The following is an 18,681-nucleotide window of genomic DNA, read 5'->3' as shown; positions in this document are numbered from 1 at the left end:
GCCCTCATGACTGCATGATGCATGGGCGGCGCGGGCGCAGCGCGCGCCCCGCTGCCTGATTTCCGACGGCTGACCGGCCGCCGCTGCTTGCCATGATCGCGCGCGGGTTTGCCGCCCGCGCGTCCGACATGACCAAACCGAGGTCAATGATGTCTGGTTCATCGGAGCATGCTGCACACGCCCCCCCCGCCCGCGCCGCCGGCGCGCTGGAAGGCATTCGGGTCATCGATCTATCCAGGGTGCTGGCCGGGCCGCTCTGCACGCAGATGTTGTCCGACCAGGGCGCTAGCGTCATCAAGGTCGAGCCGCCCGGTGGCGACGAAACTCGAGCACTAGGCCCGCCCGTCAACGCGGACGGCGACGCGGCCTACTTCACCGCCATCAACCGGGGCAAGCGCGCCATTGGCCTGGACTTGTCCTTGCCTGGCGGTCGCGACGTCCTGCTGCGCCTGCTGCAAGAGGCCGATGTGCTGGTCGAGAATTTCTTGCCCGGCACCATGGCCAAGTGGGGCCTGGATTACGAAACAGATTTGAAGCCGCGCTTTCCCCAGCTGATCTATTGCGCCATTTCAGGCTTTGGCGAAGACGGCCCGCTGGGCGGCATGCCTGGCTACGACGCCATCCTGCAAGCCATGTGCGGCTTGATGAGCGTGAACGGTGACGCGGCCGGCGGCCCGACGCGCATCGGCATCCCCATCGTTGACCACCTGACCGGCTACACCGCGCAGTCGGGCATCTTGCTGGCGCTGTACCACCGCGCACGCACGGGCCAGGGCCAGCGCGTTGACGTGACCTTGTTCGACACCGCGTTAAGCCTGCTGGTGCCGCACGCGGCCAACTGGATGCACACGGGCCAGACGCCCGCGCTGATGGGCAGCGCGCATCCGAATATCGCGCCATACGACCGGTTTGCATGCCGCGACGGCGAGATTTTTTTGGGTGTGGTCAACGACCGCCAGTTCCGCAAATTCTGCGATTACGCCGGGTTGGGCGCCTTGCTGGAAGACGCGCGCTTTGGCACCAACCGCCAGCGGCTGGAACACCGCGACGCCTTGCGCGCCGCCATCGAGCAAGCGCTGGCCCAACGCACGCGTGCCGATCTCTGCCACGACCTGATGCGGCTGGGCGTGCCGGCCGGCCCCATCAACAGCGTGCCGGAAGCGTTTGAACAGGCGCACGCGGTGCATCGCGGCATGCGCGTGTTGCGCGACGGCTATCAAGGCATTGGTCCGGCCACACGCTTGTCCGAAGCGCCCACGCGCATCGGCCGCCCCCCGCCCGGCTTTGGGCAACACACCGATGAAGTCTTGCGGCAAGCGGGGTATGACGACACGCACATCGCCGGCTTGCGGGAAGACGGCATCTTGCCGCTCGGGCCCGCGCGCAAGCGATAGCAGGCAACAGCAACGACGGCAGCAGCAGCAGCAGCAGCAGCAGCAGCAGCAGCAGCAGCAGCAGCAGCAGCAGCAGCAGCAGCACCGCGGCAACGGCAGCAGCCGCGTCCGCGGCATCACGACCCTATAAAAAAATCCAGGAGACCACCATGAAACCCTTACGCATGATCGCCGCGCTGGCGGCATCCGTTCTGTTCACACAGCCGGTGTCGGCCGCGGACAGCTATCCCTCAAAGCCGGTGCGCATCATCGTGCCCTACCAGGCAGGACAGGGCACCGACGTGGCCGCCCGGTATCTAGGCGAGTATCTGGCGCGCAGCATGGGCCAGCCGTTCATCGTCGAAAACCGGCCGGGTGCGGGCGGCAACATCGGCGCGTCCGAAGCGGCTCGCGCCGCCCCCGACGGCTACACCTTGCTGATGGGGACCAACGGCACGCACGTGCTGAATCAGTACATCTATGCGTCCACCAATTTCGACCCCGCGAAAGACTTCGCGCCCATCATGCTGGTCAGCTCGTTTCCGATGGTGTTGCTGACCGCGCCCGGCTCGCCCTACAACAGCCTGTCCGACCTGCAAGACGCCGCGAAGTCCAAGGCCGACAGCGTCAATGTCGGCATGCCCAGCACCACGGCGCGGCTGGTGTTCGAATTGCTCAAGCAACAAGGCGTGGCCAGCATCCGGGGCATTCCGTACAAGGGTTCGGCAACCGCCACCACGGACCTGATGGGCGGCCAGGTGCAGCTGGGCATCGACACCGTCAGCGCCGCGCGCTCGTTCATTACCAGCGGCAAGCTGCGCGCGTTGGCCGTCACGTCGCTGAAGGAATCCGCGTTGTTGCCGGGCGTAAAGCCGGTGTCGGCGCAGGGCCTGCCCGACTTCCAGGTGATTGCGTGGAACGGCTTGTACGCCCCCAAGGGCACGCCGCCCGCCGTGGTGCAGAAGTTGAACGCGGAACTTGCCAAGGCGTTGGCGCAGCCAGAAGTGCGTCAACGCCTGCTGGAACTTGGCCACGAGCCCGGCGGCGGCACGCCCGCTGAACTGGAAGCCTTTGCGCGTAGCGAACGGCTGAAGTGGCAACCGCTGATCATCCAGGCCGGACTGAAAGCGGAATAGCCTCTCACCGCATTTGCTTTGCACCCAACGCCCGGGCCTCGCTCCCGGGCGTTTTGCATGGGGCTCGCATCCAGGGTTAACCCCAGCAGAATAAATACCTATAACCTCAGAGAATATAACTATCGCTAGCCCACCCGTCAGCCAATGCGCTGGCCCACCCGCTAGACGAACCCAAACCAGAACAACCCTCCGGGAGACAAAACATGGCGCTGCCCACCCTCAAGCATTTCATCAACGGCCAGTACGCCGAATCCACGGGCTCTGAATACTTCGACCTGATCAGCCCGGTCACCGCCCAGCCTATCGCACGCTCTCCCAACGCCAACGCCGCCGACGTCGATGCCGCCTACGCCGCCGCCAGCGCGGCCTTCAAGACCTGGGGTCGCAGCACCCCGTCCGCGCGCCAGCAGGCGTTATTGAAATTGGCCGACGCCGTCCAGGCCAACAGCGACCGCCTGGTCGAGGCCCAGAGCCGCAACACCGGCCAGCTCAAGCACTTGATCGCCTCTGAAGAAGTCGCTGTCTGCGTCGATCAGATCCGTTTCTTTGCCGGCGCCGCGCGCTTTCTGGAAGGCAAGGCCACGGGCGAATACATGGAAGGTTTGACGTCCAGCATCCGCCGCGAACCGCTGGGCGTGGTGGGCCAGGTCACCCCCTGGAACTATCCCCTGATGATGGCCGTCTGGAAGATCGCGCCGGCCCTGGCAGCAGGTAACACGGTAGTGCTCAAGCCCAGCGACACCACGCCCGAAAGCACCTTGCTGCTGGCCGAACTGGCCGCGCCGTTCTTCCCCGCCGGCGCGTTCAACGTGGTGCTGGGCAATGCCGCCACGGGCGCCAAGGTGGTGTCGCACAAGACCCCGGCGCTGGTGTCCATCACCGGCTCGGTGCGAGCCGGCCTGCAAGTGGCCGCGTCCGCCGCCGCCAACCTGACCCGCGCACATCTGGAGCTGGGCGGCAAGGCGCCGGTCGTCGTCTTTGAAGACACCGACCTGGACCGCGCCGCGCAACACATCGCACTGACGGGCTTCTTCAATGCGGGGCAGGATTGCACCGCCGCCACCCGCGTCATCGTGGCTGAATCCGTGCACGACGCGTTCGTCACCAAGCTGGTGGCCGCGGCTATCGACACCCGCTTTGGCGACCCCGACGATCAGGACGCGCTGTACGGTCCGCTGAACAATGCCGCGCAGCTGGAACGCGTGCAGGGCTTCATCACCCGCCTGCCTGCCCACGCCCGCGTTGAAACCGGCGGCCGCCAGGCCGCGCGCGCCGGGTACTACTTCGAACCCACCGTCATCACCGGCCTGCAACAGCAGGACGAAGCCATCCAGACCGAAGTCTTCGGCCCTGTCATTACGGTGCAGAAGTTTGCTGGCGAAGAACAGGCCATCGCCATGGCCAACGACGTGGAATACGGCCTGGCCGCCAGCGTCTGGACACGCGATCACGGCCGTGCGCAGCGCCTGTCGCGCGAGCTGGACTTCGGCACGGTATGGATCAACACGCACATTCCGCTGACCGCCGAAGCCCCGCACGGCGGCTTCAAGCGGTCGGGCTATGGCAAGGACTTGTCCGCCTATGGCTTCGAGGAATACACGCGCGTCAAGCACGTGATGAGCGCGCACGACTGACCGGGGAAACATCATGAGCACCCAACACACGCCCACCACCCAAGCCGATGCGCTGCGCGAACGCGTTGCCCGCGCGCACCATGAATTGTTCACGCTGCGCGACACCGGCGCGCTGGAACGTTATTTCTCGCCGCGCTTCATCGAGCATTCCCCCTTGGTCAAAAGCGGGCTGGACGGCCTGTTCATGCTGGTCCAGGAACATCCCGACCTGAAGCACGAGGCCCACCGCGTGCTGGTGGACGGCGACCTGGTCGCCATCCACGGCCGCTACACCGGCCTGGGCGAACAGCCGCTGGTCGGCTTTGACATCTATCGCGTGGCCGACAACCGCATCGTCGAACATTGGGATGGCCTGGTGCCCGAAGCGCCGCCCAACGCCAGTGGCCGCACCCAGCTGGACGGCCCGACGCAACCGCGCGCCGACCAGGACGTCGATGAAAACCGAGCGCTGGTGCTGGGCTTTTTCACGCGCGCCCTGATCGAAGGCGACTATCAAGCGTTCATCGACAACTGCAACGGCGAAGCCTTCCACCAGCACAGCCCGGACATTGCCGACGGCACGGCAGCCGTCATCGGCTTTCTGAACCAGCTGCGCGAATCCGGCCAGGGCCTGCAATACAGCCGCATCCATCGCTGCGTGGCCGAAGGCGACTTCGTGCTGACGCATTCCGAGGGCAGCATCGCCGGCCAGCGCCACGCCTACTTTGAACTGTGGCGCGTGCAAGACGGCAAGGTCGTCGAACTCTGGGATGCCATCGCGCCCGTGCCCGACGATAGCCAGGCGCTACATCGCCATGGCATCTTCTAGCGCCGTGGCATGATGCACGTTTTCCATTCGCGCCGGAGCCCCCCATGACCGCCCACGCCATCGTCTATGCACCGATTGGCCAAGGCACGCGCTCGGAGCAGGTCGTCGAACGCCTCAGCAATGCGATCGTCGCCGGCCTGCTGCATCCCGACGAACAGCTGCCCAACGAGAACGAGTTGTCGCGCCTGATGGGCGTGTCGCCCGTAACCATGCGCGAGGCCTTGAACACCTTGCGCGCGCGCCAGCTGATCGACACCCGGCGCGGGCGCAATGGGGGCAGCTTCGTGTGCCCCGTGCCGGCGCAGATGATGCACGACCGCCATCCGCTGCGCCTGGCCACGCCGGGCGATCTGGCCGACCTGGGCGAGCTGCATTGCGCCGTGATCGGCCACAGCGCCAAGCTGGCCGCGCAGCGTTCAACGGCTGACGATCACCGGCGCCTGGCGCAAGAGATCGACCAGTTCGAAGCGGCTAAGGCGGCGCAGGCGCGCGCGCAGGCGGACATGCGTTGCCTGCTGCTGCTGGCCACGCACGCGCAGTCGGCGCGGCTGGCCAACCAAGAGCTTGAAATCCAGGCGGAATGGGCGCCGCTGGTTGCCGCGCTGTATCCGCACGGGTCGGTGCACGCCGAGATGGTGGCGGCGTATCGCCGGCTGCAAGCGGCGCTGCAAGCGGGCGACGATCTTGCCGGCAGCGCGCTTGCCCTGGACATGATCAGCACGCAGACGGACCACCTGCTTGAACACAAACTGCGGTTGGACGCCACGGCGCCGCCGCCACAACAGACCTAGGGCCGCTGAACGCCGGCGGCAACCTTGGCTACAGGAGACGGCAGATGAACGAAGACGCGCATATCGACCGGGCCCACGGCATTCTGGACTGCGTCGTGAACGACGCCCGGAACACCGCCGCCGCGCTGGCCGAGGCCGCCGCGCAGATTCTGTCGGGCCAGACCCCGACGCCCGGTAGCGGCCTGCGGCTGTCGGCGGACCATCGCCGCGCGCTGCAAACCCACATCCAGGTGGCGCTGCAACTGAACCCCTGGTGCAACGGCGCGGGCTTCGCCAGCTTTGAAGCGCATGCCGACACCGATGACGGCTACTGGACGCTGGAATGGTGGCAGCAAGAGGGGCGCTCCCTGCAACACGTGCCCCTGGAACGCAATCAGGAAACGCGGCGGCGGCTGGATTTTCGCGCGTTCGCCTGGTTCGACCAGCCCGCGCGCCGCCATCTTCCCGTTATCGAAGGCCCCTACGTGGACTACATCTGCAACGGCGCCTACACCATCACCGCCGCGCATCCCGTGCTGGTCCGCCAGGCGTTTGCCGGCGTGGCCGCCGTGGATGTTCTGGTCTCCACGCTGGACCGCATGCTGCTGCCCGCGTTGCGGCGCATCGGCAAGCCCGCGTTGGTGCTGAACTCGGATTCGCGCGTGGTCATGTCCACCGCCCACCGCATTCGCACCGGCAGCCTGTGGCAGCCGCAACACGGTGACCGCCTTATCGGCGCCCCCGGCGCGCTACGCCTGGCGGTGCTGCCCGCCCCGCCATCACACGCGCCGGGCGGCCATGCCGGCCAGCCCAGCCTGCCCGGATTGGCGCACAGCCCCGGCAGCTGACGGGTCCGACGCGCCGGCACGACGCCCGCCCGCGCCCACGCCCATTCCCTTAATTCTTTGCAATCCCTTGGCGCCCCCGCGCGCCGATGACGCCGCCCGCGCTCACGCCCGGCGCGGATGGCGCACATCTTTACAAACCAGGAGACCCCCCATGAAGTGGTATCTGCAAGCCCTGAAACACTACGCCGTCTTCCAAGGCCGCGCACGGCGTCGCGAATATTGGTACTTCGTGCTGTTCCAGCTGATGGCCGTGTTGGCGATCTCGGCGGTGGAACGCGCGCTGGCCATCGCCAATCCTGAAATCCTGTTTGGCTGGTACACGGCGGGCTTTCTGCTGCTGACGCTGCTGCCCGCGCTGGCCGTCACCATCCGCCGCCTGCACGACACCGGCCGCAGCGGCTGGTGGGGCTTGCTGCATGCCGTGCCCGTCATCGGCACGCTGCTGTTGCAGCCCTTCATGCTGCCCGCCGGCGCTCCCGGCCGCAACCGCTTCGGCCCGGCCCCCACGGCCTGAGCCCTTTCCCGATTCCAGGAACATCGACATGACATTGAATCGACGCGAATTCATCCTCAAGACAGCGGCGGCCACAACGACGGCCACCGCCGTCGGCGCACTGGGCTTGTGGCCCGCGACCTCGCACGCCTTGACCACCGCCTACGCCAGTGTGCCGCCGCGCGACACCATGCTGCCGCCCGCCCAATTGCTGCACGATGCCCAGCCGATACCCACCCGGCTGGGCATTGATCCGCGCATCTGGAACTGGCGGCGCGACGCCAAACCCACCGACCCCATGCCCGCCAACTACTACGAGGCCTCGCTGTCCGAGTGGCCCGCCTTCGGCCCGCTGCCGGGCGATGTGGACTGCGAAGTGGTCGTCATCGGAGGCGGCCTGCTGGGCGCGTCCACCGCCTTGCACCTGGCCGAAGCCGGCGTCGACGTCGTGCTGATCGAAAAAGACCATATCGGTTCAGGCGCATCGGGCCGTAACGGCGGCCAGATGACACCGGGCCTGGCGCGCTGGGAAGCGGGCACGATGCTGGACAACCTGCCGTTGGACGACGCGCGGCGGCTGTGGCGCTTTGCCTCGGTCGAAGCCATGGAAACGGTGGACGGCCTGCGCGAGCGCTACGGCTTCGACTGCGACCGCAAGCGCGGCCACGTCACGGCGGCGGTGCATGCGGGCCATATGGGCGCGCTGGTTGAAAATGCCGACGCGCGTCGGCGGCTGGGCGACGACGCCGTCAAGATCATCGGCCGGCATGAACTGAAAGAACAGTACGTGCAGTCCGACATCTATTTCGGCGCGGCCATCGACAGCGGCGGCGGCCAGGTGCAGCCCTTGGCGCTGCTGCGCGGTCTGATCCACGCCTTCGTCAAACTGGGCGGCCGCGTCTACGACAACACCGCCGCGCAAGCCATCGACGAATCGCCGGGCAATACGCGCGTGACGACGGCGCAAGGCGCCATCAAGGCACGCCGCGCCGTGGTGCTGGCCGTGCACAGCGCCACCTTCCAGTTCATGCCGGGCAGCTCAACCACCGTGCCGTTCTTCACCTACGTGGCCGTTACCCCGCCGCTGGGCGATACGCTGAACGCGCTGATCCCGTCCGGCCTGCCCATCTACGACACGCAGCTGCAAATCGACTACTACCGGCCGGTGCGCAACAACCGGCTGCTGTTCGGAGGCCAGGGCACCGGCAACTCGTGGTCGCCGCGCGACGTCAACAACTACCTGCTGGATCGCATCAAGACCGTGTTCCCGCAATTGGAAAACCCGGCGCTGGAATATTCCTGGAGCGGCATCAGCGACCTGACGCTGAACGGCGCGACCGACAGCCGCAAGAGCGCGGGCGATGTGCCCGTGTACATGGTGCACGGCTGGAGCGGCCACGGCGTGGCGCAAACGGTGCGCATCGGCCGCGCCATCAGCGATGACGTCACCGGCCGCAACACCGACTACGCCATGCTGACGCGCTTTGACCATGCGGGCATCCCGCTGGGACGCCACTTGTCGCCCGTGGCCATCCCGCTGATCAAGGGTGCGCTGGGTGTGATGGGCATCCTGAACCCGGCCGACATGGTGTCGTTCTAGCCGCGCGTCCTGGCGCCTGCCGATCAGGCTCCGGTCAGGGCGGCAGACCGCGCGCGGTCGCGGCCCTTGATGGCTATGGCTACCGCCACCCACAGCAGCACCACGGCCAGCGCATAGGTCCACCGCATGCCCGCCGCCAACGCGGCGGGCGACGCCAACCGCAGGTCGACACTGCCAGCGCCCCACGCAAACACGGCGCCCATCAACGACGCGCCCGTAATGAACCCCAGGTTGCGCGACAAGTTCAAGACGCCCGCCACCGCCCCGCGCTGGTCCGCCTGCGCGCTGCCCATGACGGCGCTGCTGTTGGCGGCCTGAAACAGCGCATAGCCGCTGGTGATCACAGCCAGCGGCGCCACGTACCCCGCAATGCCAAAGGCGGCCGGCACCCACGGCAGCACCGCCGCGCCGGCGGTCATCGCCACCAAGCCGGCCAGCATCACGCGTTGCGCGCCAAACCGATCCACCGCCCGCCCGGCCGGCACCCCCACTAGCGCCGCGACGACAGGGCCGCACGACATCACCAGGCCTACCCCCGCGGTGTCCAGGCCCAACGCGCCGCCCAGGTAGAACGGCCCCACGACCAGCGTCGTCATCATCACGGTAGACACCAACCCATTCGTCGCCACGCCCGCGCTTAACGCGGGTTGGCGAAACAGCGACAGTTGGACAAGCGGGGACGCTGCTCGGGCTTGACGCCACACGAACGCCCCGCTGGCCATGGCCGCCGCAGCAAGCAGCGCGGCATTGGCGGCCCCGAAGCCGCCACCGGCGGTCATCGCCAATGCGTAGGCGGCGATGCCGCACGCCAACAGCGCCGAGCCGGGCACATCGAATCGTGCGCCTGAGGTCGCGGGGCGCAGCGGATGCACCGGGCCGCCTTGCGCGCCGTCTTTGGGCAAATGAACCCACGCCAGCCCGAATGCCAACACGCCCAGCGGCACGTTGATCAGAAAAATCGAAGGCCAGCCAAACGCCCCGATCAACAGCCCGCCCAACGTCGGCCCCAAGGCGGTACCGATGGCCGACATCGTCCCCATCAGCCCCATGACGCTACCCGTCTTCTCCTTGGCCACGGACGCGCTGGCGAACGCCATGGTCAGCGCCATCATGATCGCCGCACCCAGGCCCTGCACCGCACGCGCCGCAATCAATCCGCACAAGCCGAGCGACGCGCCGCAGGCCAGCGACCCCACGGTGAACAGCCCGATTCCCGCCAGCATTAACCGCCGCCGTCCCAGCAGATCTCCCAGCCGCCCCACGCTGACAATCAGCGTGGTGATGGCCAGCAGGTAGGCCAGCACAATCCACTGCACGTCCTGAAAGCGCGCATCCAACGCCACTGACAGCGTCGGCAAGGCCACGTTGGCAATGCTGGCGCCCAGCGCGGGCAACAACATGCATAAAGACAGGCACGCCAACAGCCGGGGGGCTGGTCGGGGCGGCACAGGAACTGCGGGACAAGTGGTTGGCATGAACGGGCCTGCAAGAAAGGCGGGACGCCAACACGGCGCCCTTTCGCACATCCTAGGCGTGCGCCATACCAAGCGGAAGACGCAGCAGTTGCACTAAATACCTGCACCAGACGCCATGTCAAAACTCCCGCCGCACCCGGCGGCATGCTACGTTTGCCGCATGGACCATCCCGATCTGAATCTGCTTATCACGCTGGACGTGCTGCTGGACGAAGGCAGCGTGGCGCGCGCGGCGCGGCGCCTGCGCCTGAGCCCATCCGCCATGAGCCGCGCCCTGGCGCGGCTGCGCGACACCACCGGCGACCCGCTGCTGGTGCGTGCCGGACGCGGGCTGGTGCCCACGCCGCGCGCCCTGGAACTGCGCGGCCAGGTTCATGGGCTGGTGCAGGCGGTGGAAGCGGCGCTGCGTCCCGCCGCGCAGCCTGACCTGGCGCGGCTGACGCGCACCTTCACGCTGCGCGCAAGCGACGGTTTCGTCGAGAATTTCGGGGCGCGCCTGCTCGCGCGCACGGCGCATGAAGCCCCCGGCGTGCGGCTGCGCTTTGTACAGAAAACCGACAAGGACAGCGCCCCGCTGCGTGAAGGCAACGTCGACCTGGAAACCGGCGTGGTCGGCGACGCGGCCAGTCCCGAACTGCGCACACGCGCCTTGTTCCAAGATCGATTCGTTGGCGTGGTGCGCAAGGGCCATCCGCTGGCAGCCGGCAAGATCACACTGGCCCGCTATGCCAAGGCGCGCCACATTCAGATATCCCGGCGCAACCGGGACAGCGGGCCGGTGGACGCCGCATTGGCCACCGCAGGGCGGGAACGCAGCATCGCCACCAGCGCGAGCGGCTTTTCGGCCGCGCTGGCGCTGGCGCGCGGGTCAGACCTGATCGCAACCGTACCCGAGCGGCACACGGGCAGCCTGCGCAGCGGCATGCACACTTTCGCGCTGCCCTTCGCGATGCCACCCTTCACCGTGTCCATGCTGTGGCATCCGCGCATGGATGCGGACGCCGCTCACCGCTGGCTGCGGAGCTGCCTGCTGGACGCCGTCCAGCAGGACACCGCGGGATAGCGCGCCTACTTGCCTGCGCTGGCCGCTAGCGCGTCAAACGCCTTGTCCAAGCCGGCTAACGACTGGTTGATGTGATCGCGGCGGTCCTTGATCCATTTTCCTTGCGCCGCCAGCTGTTCGCGCGCGGCCTTCACCATGCGTTCCATTTCCGCCGGCTGCGGGCCGCCAATGGTCGCGCGGTTTTTCACAATGGCTACGGGGTCCAGCGTGGCGCGGAACTCGGCTTCGCTCATGGGCAGCTCGTTGCCGTATTTGGAATCCTTCATCGCGTCGGCGTAAATGCGGCGCGCCTGCTCATACGGAAAGTCCAAGGGCTTGATGTTGTTGGCCTTGGCGTAGCTGACCACTTCGGACGCAAAGTGATGGCCGTCGCGGAACGGCAGCTTGTACTTGCGCATCAGCACGTCGGCCAATTCCTGCGACGCCGTCCAATCGCTGTTCAACTCTTCCAGCGCGCGGTCGGGGCTGATGACCATGGCGCGCAGCACGCGGTCCCAGCGCTTCAGCGCCGAAATGCCGCTATCGACCATCGCTGAATTCTGCTTCACGTCTTTCGGGTCGCTCATGCCGGGCGTGATGTTGTGCGTCTGGATCACGGGGCCCATCGCCAGCGTGATGGCGGTGGACGCATCGCTGCGCGTATCGTTGAGCAGACCGGGGTTGCGCTTTTGCGGCATGGCGCTGGACACGTAGGTGTTGCCGCCGCCCTCTTCCAGCAGGATCCACGGGCGCGACTGCGCGTACTGCGTCATGACGTCTTCAACAAAATTACCGGTACGCAGCGCGATGCTGGTCACAATCGACGCCACTTCCACCGGCTGGTCCATCGACGAAATCTGCGAGGCGTCGTACGCGTTGTCCACCAGCGCTTCAAAGCCCAGGTATTGCGCCATGCGCTTGCGGTCCAGCGGCCAGCTGGTGCCGTTCAGCACCGTGGTGCCCATCGGCGACCGGTCGATGCGGGCATAGGCCTCGCGAATGCGCTGCGCATCGCGCGCCAGCCCGGCCGCCTGGCCCAGCAGGTAGTGCCCATAGCTGTTGGGCTGCGCGGCAACGCCATTGGTGTAGTTCGGCACGACGGTGCCGGCATGCTTGGCCGCCAGCTCCACCAGCGTGGTCGATGTCTTGTTCAACTGGTCCGCCAGGTCCAGCAGCTTGTCACGCAGGATGGCGCTGCGGTAGGTGGCGTGCATGTCCTGGCTGGAGCGGCCGGCGTGCAGCAAGGTGATGTCTTCGCCGGCCGCCTTGATCAGCAGCGGTTCGAACGTGATGACGGTAGCGGGACGCTTGGCGCCCGGCTGGTTGCCGTCGTGGATGACCTTGGCCACGCCTGCCGCCAGGCGCGGCGCCATGGCCTTGTCCAACAAGCCTTCATCGGTGTTGATGACGGTGGTGGCCTTGTTGATTTCTCCCAACCAGAAGAAGGGGTCGCGCGGCGTCGGGGCGGCGGCGGCAGGGGCGGACGCCGTGGCAGGCGCGGCGCCACCGGCGGCCGGGGCTGCTTGCGCCAGCGCGGCCTGCGCGCACACTGAAAGGACCAGGGCGGCGCCCAGGATGGGAAGACTCTGTCTCATGGCGTTCTCGTTATGGGGTGGGCCGGTCAGTTTATGGAAAACCCCGGCGCTGGAAAACCCGCGATTTCACGGATAGGCGCGGCAGCCCCAAAAAAAATGCCCCTGCCATGGATCAGGCAGGGGCATGGCAGGCGCAGGCGGAGGCGGCATCATTGCGCCGCCTGTCGCCAACCCATCAGACGGCAGGGTCCAGACGCACCTGCACGCTGTCGGCGTTATAGATCGCCGTGGCCTTGAAGCCCTTGACGGTCACGCCGTCGAAGGTGCCGTGTACCTTGCCCGCGCGCAGCACCGTCAGCGTCGTACCCGCCTGCGGCGTGTAGCCCGGGCGAAAGTCGACATTCAATTGGCCGGCCAAGGCGGCATCGGCCGTCACCGCGATCTGGCCGGCGTCAGCGTCGCCCATCCAGGTTTGCAGCGTGCCCGCCGACGTCTGCGTGTAGGGGCCTTGCACCTGCACGGCCTCGGTGGCGTTGATGGCCAGCGCGCCGCCCCCCACGTAGACCGCGCCTTGGCCCAAGGCCTGGGCGGCGTCAGCGCGCAAAACGCCCCCCGCCACCTGCGTGCCGCCCGTGTAGGTGTTGGCGCCCGCCAACCCCAACGTTCCGGTGCCGCTCTTGGTGAGCTTGCCCGCGCCGCCGATATCGTTGCGCCACACGTCCAGCGCATGGAAGCCGCCTCGGCTGGCTGTCATGGTGACGTCCACGTCGCCGTTGAACGCGCCGTAGCCGTCGCCCGCCGCAAACAGGTTCAGGCGGCCGAAGCCTTCGGCGTCGTCAATGACGGGATAGCCCGACGGCAAGGCCGTGGTCTTGAGCACCACGCGGCGTTGCTCGGCGCTCAGGTAAGGCAAGCGCGTCTCCAGCATGACTTCCGCGCCCTTGGGCACGACGGCCGGCTTGCCGGTGTCGCCAATCTGCGTAAAGCTGAATGTCAGGCGACGGCGGTACTCGGCCTTGTTGGCCTCATGATCCGCGAAGCGGTCCTGGCTGACGTCCTGAGAGTGGGCAAACGCCAGGAACTGCTCGGGCGTGCTGGCGCCCACCGCGGCCATCAGCGTCTGGTGCGCCTGCGCATAAGCGACCGACCGCGTGCCTTCGCTGGCGGCATAGATGTTGCCCAGCGCGGACGCCTGGCCCAACACGCGCCCGCTGATCACATCCAGCGGCGAATGCATGCCGGCAATGATGCGGCTTTCGCCCAGTTCCAGGCCGCGCGCCAGCAGTTCGTGGAAGCGTTCCGGCACCAGGTAGGCCATGCCGATTGCATTGCGCACGGACTCGGCGGTATGGCCGCTGGGGTAGCCGCCGTCGGTGGGCGCGGACGTGCTCTTGGCCGGTTCCAGCGCCGGCACGACCTGCACGTTGGCGCTCCAGCGCCACGGGCGCGCGTACTTGTAGAAGCGCTTGCTGGGTTCGGTGGACGCATTGCCGCCCATGCTGTTCACAAAGTCGATGACATCGCCGAAGGCCGGGTTGGCCGCGCCGCCCACCCCCGTGTTGTTGCCGGTGTCGTCGTACTTGACGGTGGTGGCGTCGGGTGCCACGTCGTTGATGCTGGTGGTCTGCTGCGCCGCCGTGCGCCATGCCGCCGTCAGCGGCCCCAGGCCATCCGTCACGCTGTAGTTCTTGCCACGACGATCGTCCAGGTAGGCCGCCTTGGCCTGCTCGGGCGTGCGCTTGGCGGTGGTGCGCACCACAAAGTCGATGTTCTCGTCATGCACGGCTTTGTTCTTCACGCGGCCATCGGTGGCGTCGCCCGGTATGCCCGTCCAGTCCGACGCGATGATGCCCGGGAAGCCGTCGGCGCCGGCGGCGGTGACGCCCGCGTCCACCAGGCGCGTGCGCGGTTCCCAGATGTCCAGGAAGCCGCTCAGCACGCGCACCCCGGCATTGGATTCCAACGTGGCGTAACGCGGATCGCCGCGCTGGTTCGTGGCGGCAAAATCCACGAACGCGGGCGCATCCGGCACGGGTGCGGTATCGGCGCGACCCAGGCCGGCAGGCGGTGCCGGCACCACGTAGGCAACGTCGTCATTCTGTTGCGGGGCGTCGGTGTCGTTATCGTCGTCGCCGCCGCAGGCGGACAGGGCCAGGATAACCGCCAGGGACGTGGCGCGCAGGGCATAGGCGGGAAGCCCCCTGCGCAAGGGTCGTGCTTGAATCATGAGCGTTCAGCCAACGGTTTGCAGAACGCCGCATGGTAGGTAGCTATTGTTTACGCGCGATGACAGGCGGCGCGGCGCTTGTCATCGCGTGCAGCGGTGCGCCGGTATAGGTTTGCCTGCACGGCGCGCCGTCAGCCCGGGTCTGCCGGGGCCATGCCCGAGATATACGGATCAAAAAAACTGGCCGCGCTCATGCCGGGTATGTATTGATCCGAGATATACGCGCGGCACCGCTGCATGAACGCCTGCGTCAGCCGCGACGGCTTCATGGGCTTGTAGGTGGCCAGCCCAAGCAGCATCGGGCGGTGCTCGCCGGCCAGGCGCAGGCGTACCAGGCGCTTGCCGTCCAGCGATTGCGTCGACCTGGGGCGCACGTTGAACAGCGCATACCCGATGCCGTTGGCCACCATAGACCGCACCACGTCTTCAGACCGCGAGCGCGCCACGATATTGGGTTCCAGCCCCGACTTGGAAAACAGCGACAGGAAATATTCCCGGCTCATGGGCAGGTCCAGCAACACCATCGGCAGTTGCGCCAGCTCGTCCAGCGTGACCGCAATTTGCTGCGCCAAGGGATGCAATTCGCTGACGAGCACGTGCGGGGGCATGTGGGCCAGCGTTTCAAAGCTGATCTCTTCGCCCAGTTGCAGGTCATACGTGAGAGCCACGTCGACATCCAGCGTATGCAGCTTGTTGATGAGCTCTTGCTGGTCGCCCTCTGCCATATGCAGTTCGACTTTCTCGAACGCGCGTGAAAAACCGAAGATGACTTCGGGCGCGATCATGGCCGCCAGCGGCTGAAAACAGCCCACTCGCAGCACGCCCTGCATCATGTCGTTCGAATTGGAGGCAATCTCGTACAGCTTGGTCGCGCGTTCCAGCAGGTCTTCGCATTCCTGCATGACCTGCATGCCCAACGGCGTCAGCGCCAGGCCCTTGGACGGATGCCGCACGAACAGCTGCACGCCCAGTTCGGTCTCGATGTGGGAGATGGCCGCCGAAATGGACGGCGGTGAAATATGGATCTGGGCCGACGCCGCCGCGATACTGCCGTGCTTGGCAGTCGCCACGAGGTATTCCATCTGGCGCAGGGAAATGCGATTGAGCATGGTCCAACTTGAGCAAACAAAGAATGTTGCACAGTATCCGGTCTACCCGTGGCGGCGGGCAACAGTTTCCTCGGTGGGCCATGGCAGCCGGGATGGCCGCCGCGGGTTCACAGGTCCCCGGGCACGCCGAAGCTGGGCGCGTCGCGCGGGTCACGTGCGCGGATGACGTAAGCGGCAACCTGGGGCTCGTAGATCTTCCAGGCGTCGTACAGGGCCTGCACCGGGTCGGATTCCACCCAGTCCAGTCGCAAGTCGACGATGGGCCAGTCCAGATCCTGATAGACCAGCACGCCGGCGGAATGCACGGGCCCCGCCTCGCCGCCGGCGGCCTGGCCGGCCAGCAACGCCTGCATCAATCGCTCGGCCAGCTCGCCCTGCGCTTGCTCGAAGGCGGCGAGCATGGCGTGCGGCACGTCGGTGCTGGCCAGCATATTGCCCGCGCAGGCGGCATGTTCGCCCGCCGCGCTGGCCAGGACGCCCAAGGCGCTGGCGCCGGTGTAGATGGCAGGCGGATGCGAGGCGTCGATGGCCATCAATTGGCGATACGCAATAAAGGGACGCGCCTGCATATCTTCAAGCGCCTGTTGCGGGCTGCGCCCCGCCGCCATCCGGTCCAAGGTCAGCAGCCCCAGGGCGGGGTCGGTGATGTTCTGGCTGACGGCGGCGCCCACGCCCGCGCGGGCCCGGATGCAGCGCGACGCCACGGCCGGCGAAGACGAGGAAACGGCCGCGCCGAACTGGCCGGTAGCTGGGCAACGGGCAATGATGGAAAAGGTCATGTCGATGAGTTCGGGTCGATGAGTTCGGGTCGATGAGGTCAGGTGGAGGAAGTCATAGCGTAGGGATGGCGTCGACGCCGTGGCGTCGATACCGTCGCGGCTGCCTGTCCGGTATCCATCAATCCGGGATAACGGCGGTGGCGTCGATCTCGACCAGCCATTCCGGCCGGGCCAAGGCCGACACCACAATGCCGGTGGACACCGGGTAAACCCCCTTCAGCCAACGTCCCACCACGCGGTAGACGGCCTCGCGATAGCGCGGGTCGATCAGGTAAATCGTGATCTTGCAGATGTCTTGAAGCTCGCCGCCCGCTTCCTTGAGCAGCATGGCGATGTTCGCCATGGCCTGCTCGGCCTGGCCGGCGGCGTCGCCAATGCTCACGCTTTCAGAGGTGTCCAGGTTCTGCCCGATCTGTCCCCGCAGGAACACCGTGCTGCCCCGGGCCACCACGGCCTGGCACAGGTCGTTATCCAGGTTCTGCTCCGGGTACGTGATCTTGGTATTGAAGGTGCGAATGCGCGTGTGTTTCATGGCGGCAAGAAAGGGTGAAGGAGGCTGGTATCGGGAACGTGGCGCCGCAAGCGTGCGGCGCGTTGCATGGCATCCATGGTCAGACTCGGGCCGCCCCGACGCCTATTTGTTTTTTCCTTTGCCCTCTCTCGGAATTTCCGACTTGGCCCCTGCCATGCCCTCTTCCATCATCTGGCTTCCAGTCGGAAGCGCTCGGCGGAACCAACACAGACAAGGGGAATTCAATGATTCGCAAACTTACGGTAGCCGGGCTTCTTGCCAGCGCGCTGGTCGCCAACGTGGCCGTGGCCGAGGACGCGCTGGTGGTCAGCACCTGGGGCGGCAGCTTCCGCGACCTGATCGACGAGAACATCGGCAAGGAATTCACGCGCCAGACGGGCGTGCCGGTCAAATACATTACCGGCGGCACGATCGACCGCTTGAACAAGGCCAAGCTGACCAAGACGCCCGAAAGCGACGTCACGTTCACCACGTCGCACATCGGCTGGCTGTACGTGGACAGCGGCCTGTTCGAAAAGCTGGACACCGCCAAACTGCCCAACTACGCCAACCTGGTGGACCGCGCCAAGGTCAGCCCCTTTCACGTGGGCAGCTGGGCCTATGTGTACACGATCGGCTATCGGCCTGACCTGACCCCCAAGGACATCAAGTTCGACAGCTGGAACGACCTGTGGAACCCCGCGCTAAAGGGCAAGCTGTCGGCGCCGGATTTCGACCCCAGCCACATCATCGACGTGTCGGCCATGCTGTCCGGCGGTGACGCCAAGACCTGGGAAAAAGGTCAGGACAAGCTGCGCGCGCTGAAGCCCAACTTCAAGGCGTTCTACACCAACGATGCCAACAGCCAGCAGCTGATCGCCACCGGTGAAACGCCCGTGCAGATCCTGCTGTCGATGAATGCTTACTACATGATCGGCCAGGGCGTTCCCATCAAGGTCGTCATGCCCAAGGAAGGCGCCGTGCTGGGCATCGACACCATGGGCATCATGAAGGGCAGCGCCAAGGCGGACCTGGCCTACAAGTTCATGAACATCGCGCTGTCGCCCGAAGTGCAGTCCAAGATCGTGGCCTACAAGAAGGCCAGCCCGGTCGTCACCAACGCCAAGGTATCGGCCGAGGACGCGGCGCTGCCCGGCGTCTTCACCACCAAGGAACAGTGGGACAAGCAGGCCATCGTCATCGACGACAAGCTGCGCGCCGAGAAGACGGCGCAATGGCGCAAGTGGTTCACCGAAAACATCATGAACTGAAACGCGCGCCGTCGCGCCGCCCGTGTCCCGGCCACGCCTGTGGCGCGACACGGGCATTTCCACACCGCAT

Annotated in this window: 16 protein-coding genes; 10 read left to right on the top strand and 6 right to left on the bottom strand. The window is 66.5% G+C overall.

Features of this window, described 5'->3' with window-relative positions; translation table 11 throughout:
• Window positions 1-146 precede the first annotated feature (146 nt).
• The 8 genes from AC6LJY_RS08420 to AC6LJY_RS08385 all read left to right on the top strand — a co-directional run bounded on the left by AC6LJY_RS08420 (window position 147) and on the right by AC6LJY_RS08385 (window position 8,662).
• Window positions 147-1,394 (top strand): CaiB/BaiF CoA transferase family protein, encoded by a 1,248-nt coding sequence (locus AC6LJY_RS08420; protein WP_498135726.1) that lies wholly within the window; start codon window positions 147-149, stop codon window positions 1,392-1,394.
• Between the two features lie 149 nt (window positions 1,395-1,543).
• Window positions 1,544-2,509, top strand: coding sequence for a Bug family tripartite tricarboxylate transporter substrate binding protein (locus tag AC6LJY_RS08415; RefSeq protein WP_046806650.1), 966 nt, complete (start codon window positions 1,544-1,546; stop codon window positions 2,507-2,509).
• Window positions 2,510-2,712: 203 nt separating this feature from the next.
• Window positions 2,713-4,143: a gamma-aminobutyraldehyde dehydrogenase gene (locus AC6LJY_RS08410; protein ID WP_498135725.1), complete on the top strand. Its 1,431-nt coding sequence runs from the start codon at window positions 2,713-2,715 to the stop codon at window positions 4,141-4,143.
• 13 nt (window positions 4,144-4,156) lie between these two features.
• Window positions 4,157-4,951 (top strand): nuclear transport factor 2 family protein, encoded by a 795-nt coding sequence (locus tag AC6LJY_RS08405; protein ID WP_498135724.1) that lies wholly within the window; start codon window positions 4,157-4,159, stop codon window positions 4,949-4,951.
• 44 nt (window positions 4,952-4,995) lie between these two features.
• Window positions 4,996-5,742 (top strand): FadR/GntR family transcriptional regulator, encoded by a 747-nt coding sequence (locus tag AC6LJY_RS08400; RefSeq protein WP_498135723.1) that lies wholly within the window; start codon window positions 4,996-4,998, stop codon window positions 5,740-5,742.
• Between the two features lie 44 nt (window positions 5,743-5,786).
• Window positions 5,787-6,569, top strand: coding sequence for a cache domain-containing protein (locus tag AC6LJY_RS08395; protein ID WP_498135722.1), 783 nt, complete (start codon window positions 5,787-5,789; stop codon window positions 6,567-6,569).
• 151 nt (window positions 6,570-6,720) lie between these two features.
• Complete coding sequence (locus tag AC6LJY_RS08390; RefSeq protein ID WP_046806655.1) at window positions 6,721-7,083, top strand: DUF805 domain-containing protein; 363 nt, start codon at window positions 6,721-6,723, stop codon at window positions 7,081-7,083.
• A 169-nt stretch (window positions 7,084-7,252) separates the two neighbouring features.
• Window positions 7,253-8,662 carry an NAD(P)/FAD-dependent oxidoreductase gene (locus tag AC6LJY_RS08385; RefSeq protein WP_498135782.1) on the top strand — a complete coding sequence of 470 codons (1,410 nt, stop codon included), beginning with the start codon at window positions 7,253-7,255 and terminating at the stop codon, window positions 8,660-8,662.
• A gap of 23 nt (window positions 8,663-8,685) precedes the next feature.
• Here AC6LJY_RS08385 and AC6LJY_RS08380 read toward each other — a convergent pair whose 3' ends face one another.
• Window positions 8,686-10,062 (bottom strand): MFS transporter, encoded by a 1,377-nt coding sequence (locus tag AC6LJY_RS08380; protein WP_498135721.1) that lies wholly within the window; start codon window positions 10,060-10,062, stop codon window positions 8,686-8,688.
• 235 nt (window positions 10,063-10,297) lie between these two features.
• On the opposite strand from AC6LJY_RS08380, the gene AC6LJY_RS08375 reads away from it, so the two are divergent.
• Window positions 10,298-11,200, top strand: a complete 903-nt coding sequence (locus AC6LJY_RS08375; RefSeq protein ID WP_498135720.1) for a LysR family transcriptional regulator — start codon at window positions 10,298-10,300, stop codon at window positions 11,198-11,200.
• A 5-nt stretch (window positions 11,201-11,205) separates the two neighbouring features.
• Here AC6LJY_RS08375 and AC6LJY_RS08370 read toward each other — a convergent pair whose 3' ends face one another.
• The 5 genes from AC6LJY_RS08370 to AC6LJY_RS08350 form a co-directional block, all read right to left on the bottom strand.
• A complete protein-coding gene (locus tag AC6LJY_RS08370; RefSeq protein ID WP_498135719.1) occupies window positions 11,206-12,774 on the bottom strand; it encodes an argininosuccinate lyase in 1,569 nt (522 codons plus the stop codon).
• 175 nt (window positions 12,775-12,949) lie between these two features.
• Window positions 12,950-14,941: a phosphatase PAP2 family protein gene (locus tag AC6LJY_RS08365; RefSeq protein WP_498135718.1), complete on the bottom strand. Its 1,992-nt coding sequence runs from the start codon at window positions 14,939-14,941 to the stop codon at window positions 12,950-12,952.
• 131 nt (window positions 14,942-15,072) lie between these two features.
• Window positions 15,073-16,050 (bottom strand): LysR substrate-binding domain-containing protein, encoded by a 978-nt coding sequence (locus AC6LJY_RS08360; RefSeq protein WP_498135717.1) that lies wholly within the window; start codon window positions 16,048-16,050, stop codon window positions 15,073-15,075.
• Between the two features lie 107 nt (window positions 16,051-16,157).
• Complete coding sequence (locus AC6LJY_RS08355; RefSeq protein WP_498135716.1) at window positions 16,158-16,829, bottom strand: DUF1028 domain-containing protein; 672 nt, start codon at window positions 16,827-16,829, stop codon at window positions 16,158-16,160.
• A 118-nt stretch (window positions 16,830-16,947) separates the two neighbouring features.
• Entirely contained in the window at window positions 16,948-17,361 is a 414-nt protein-coding gene (locus tag AC6LJY_RS08350; RefSeq protein ID WP_104141818.1) for a RidA family protein, read from the bottom strand.
• A gap of 224 nt (window positions 17,362-17,585) precedes the next feature.
• On the opposite strand from AC6LJY_RS08350, the gene AC6LJY_RS08345 reads away from it, so the two are divergent.
• A complete protein-coding gene (locus AC6LJY_RS08345; RefSeq protein WP_046806663.1) occupies window positions 17,586-18,611 on the top strand; it encodes an ABC transporter substrate-binding protein in 1,026 nt (341 codons plus the stop codon).
• The last annotated feature ends 70 nt before the right edge of the window (window positions 18,612-18,681 follow it).

The sequence above is a fragment of the Achromobacter sp. RT286_PF genome (assembly GCF_059760425.1).
Note: the sequence above shows the minus strand (reverse complement) of the source record. Positions and strands in the feature narration are given on the sequence as shown.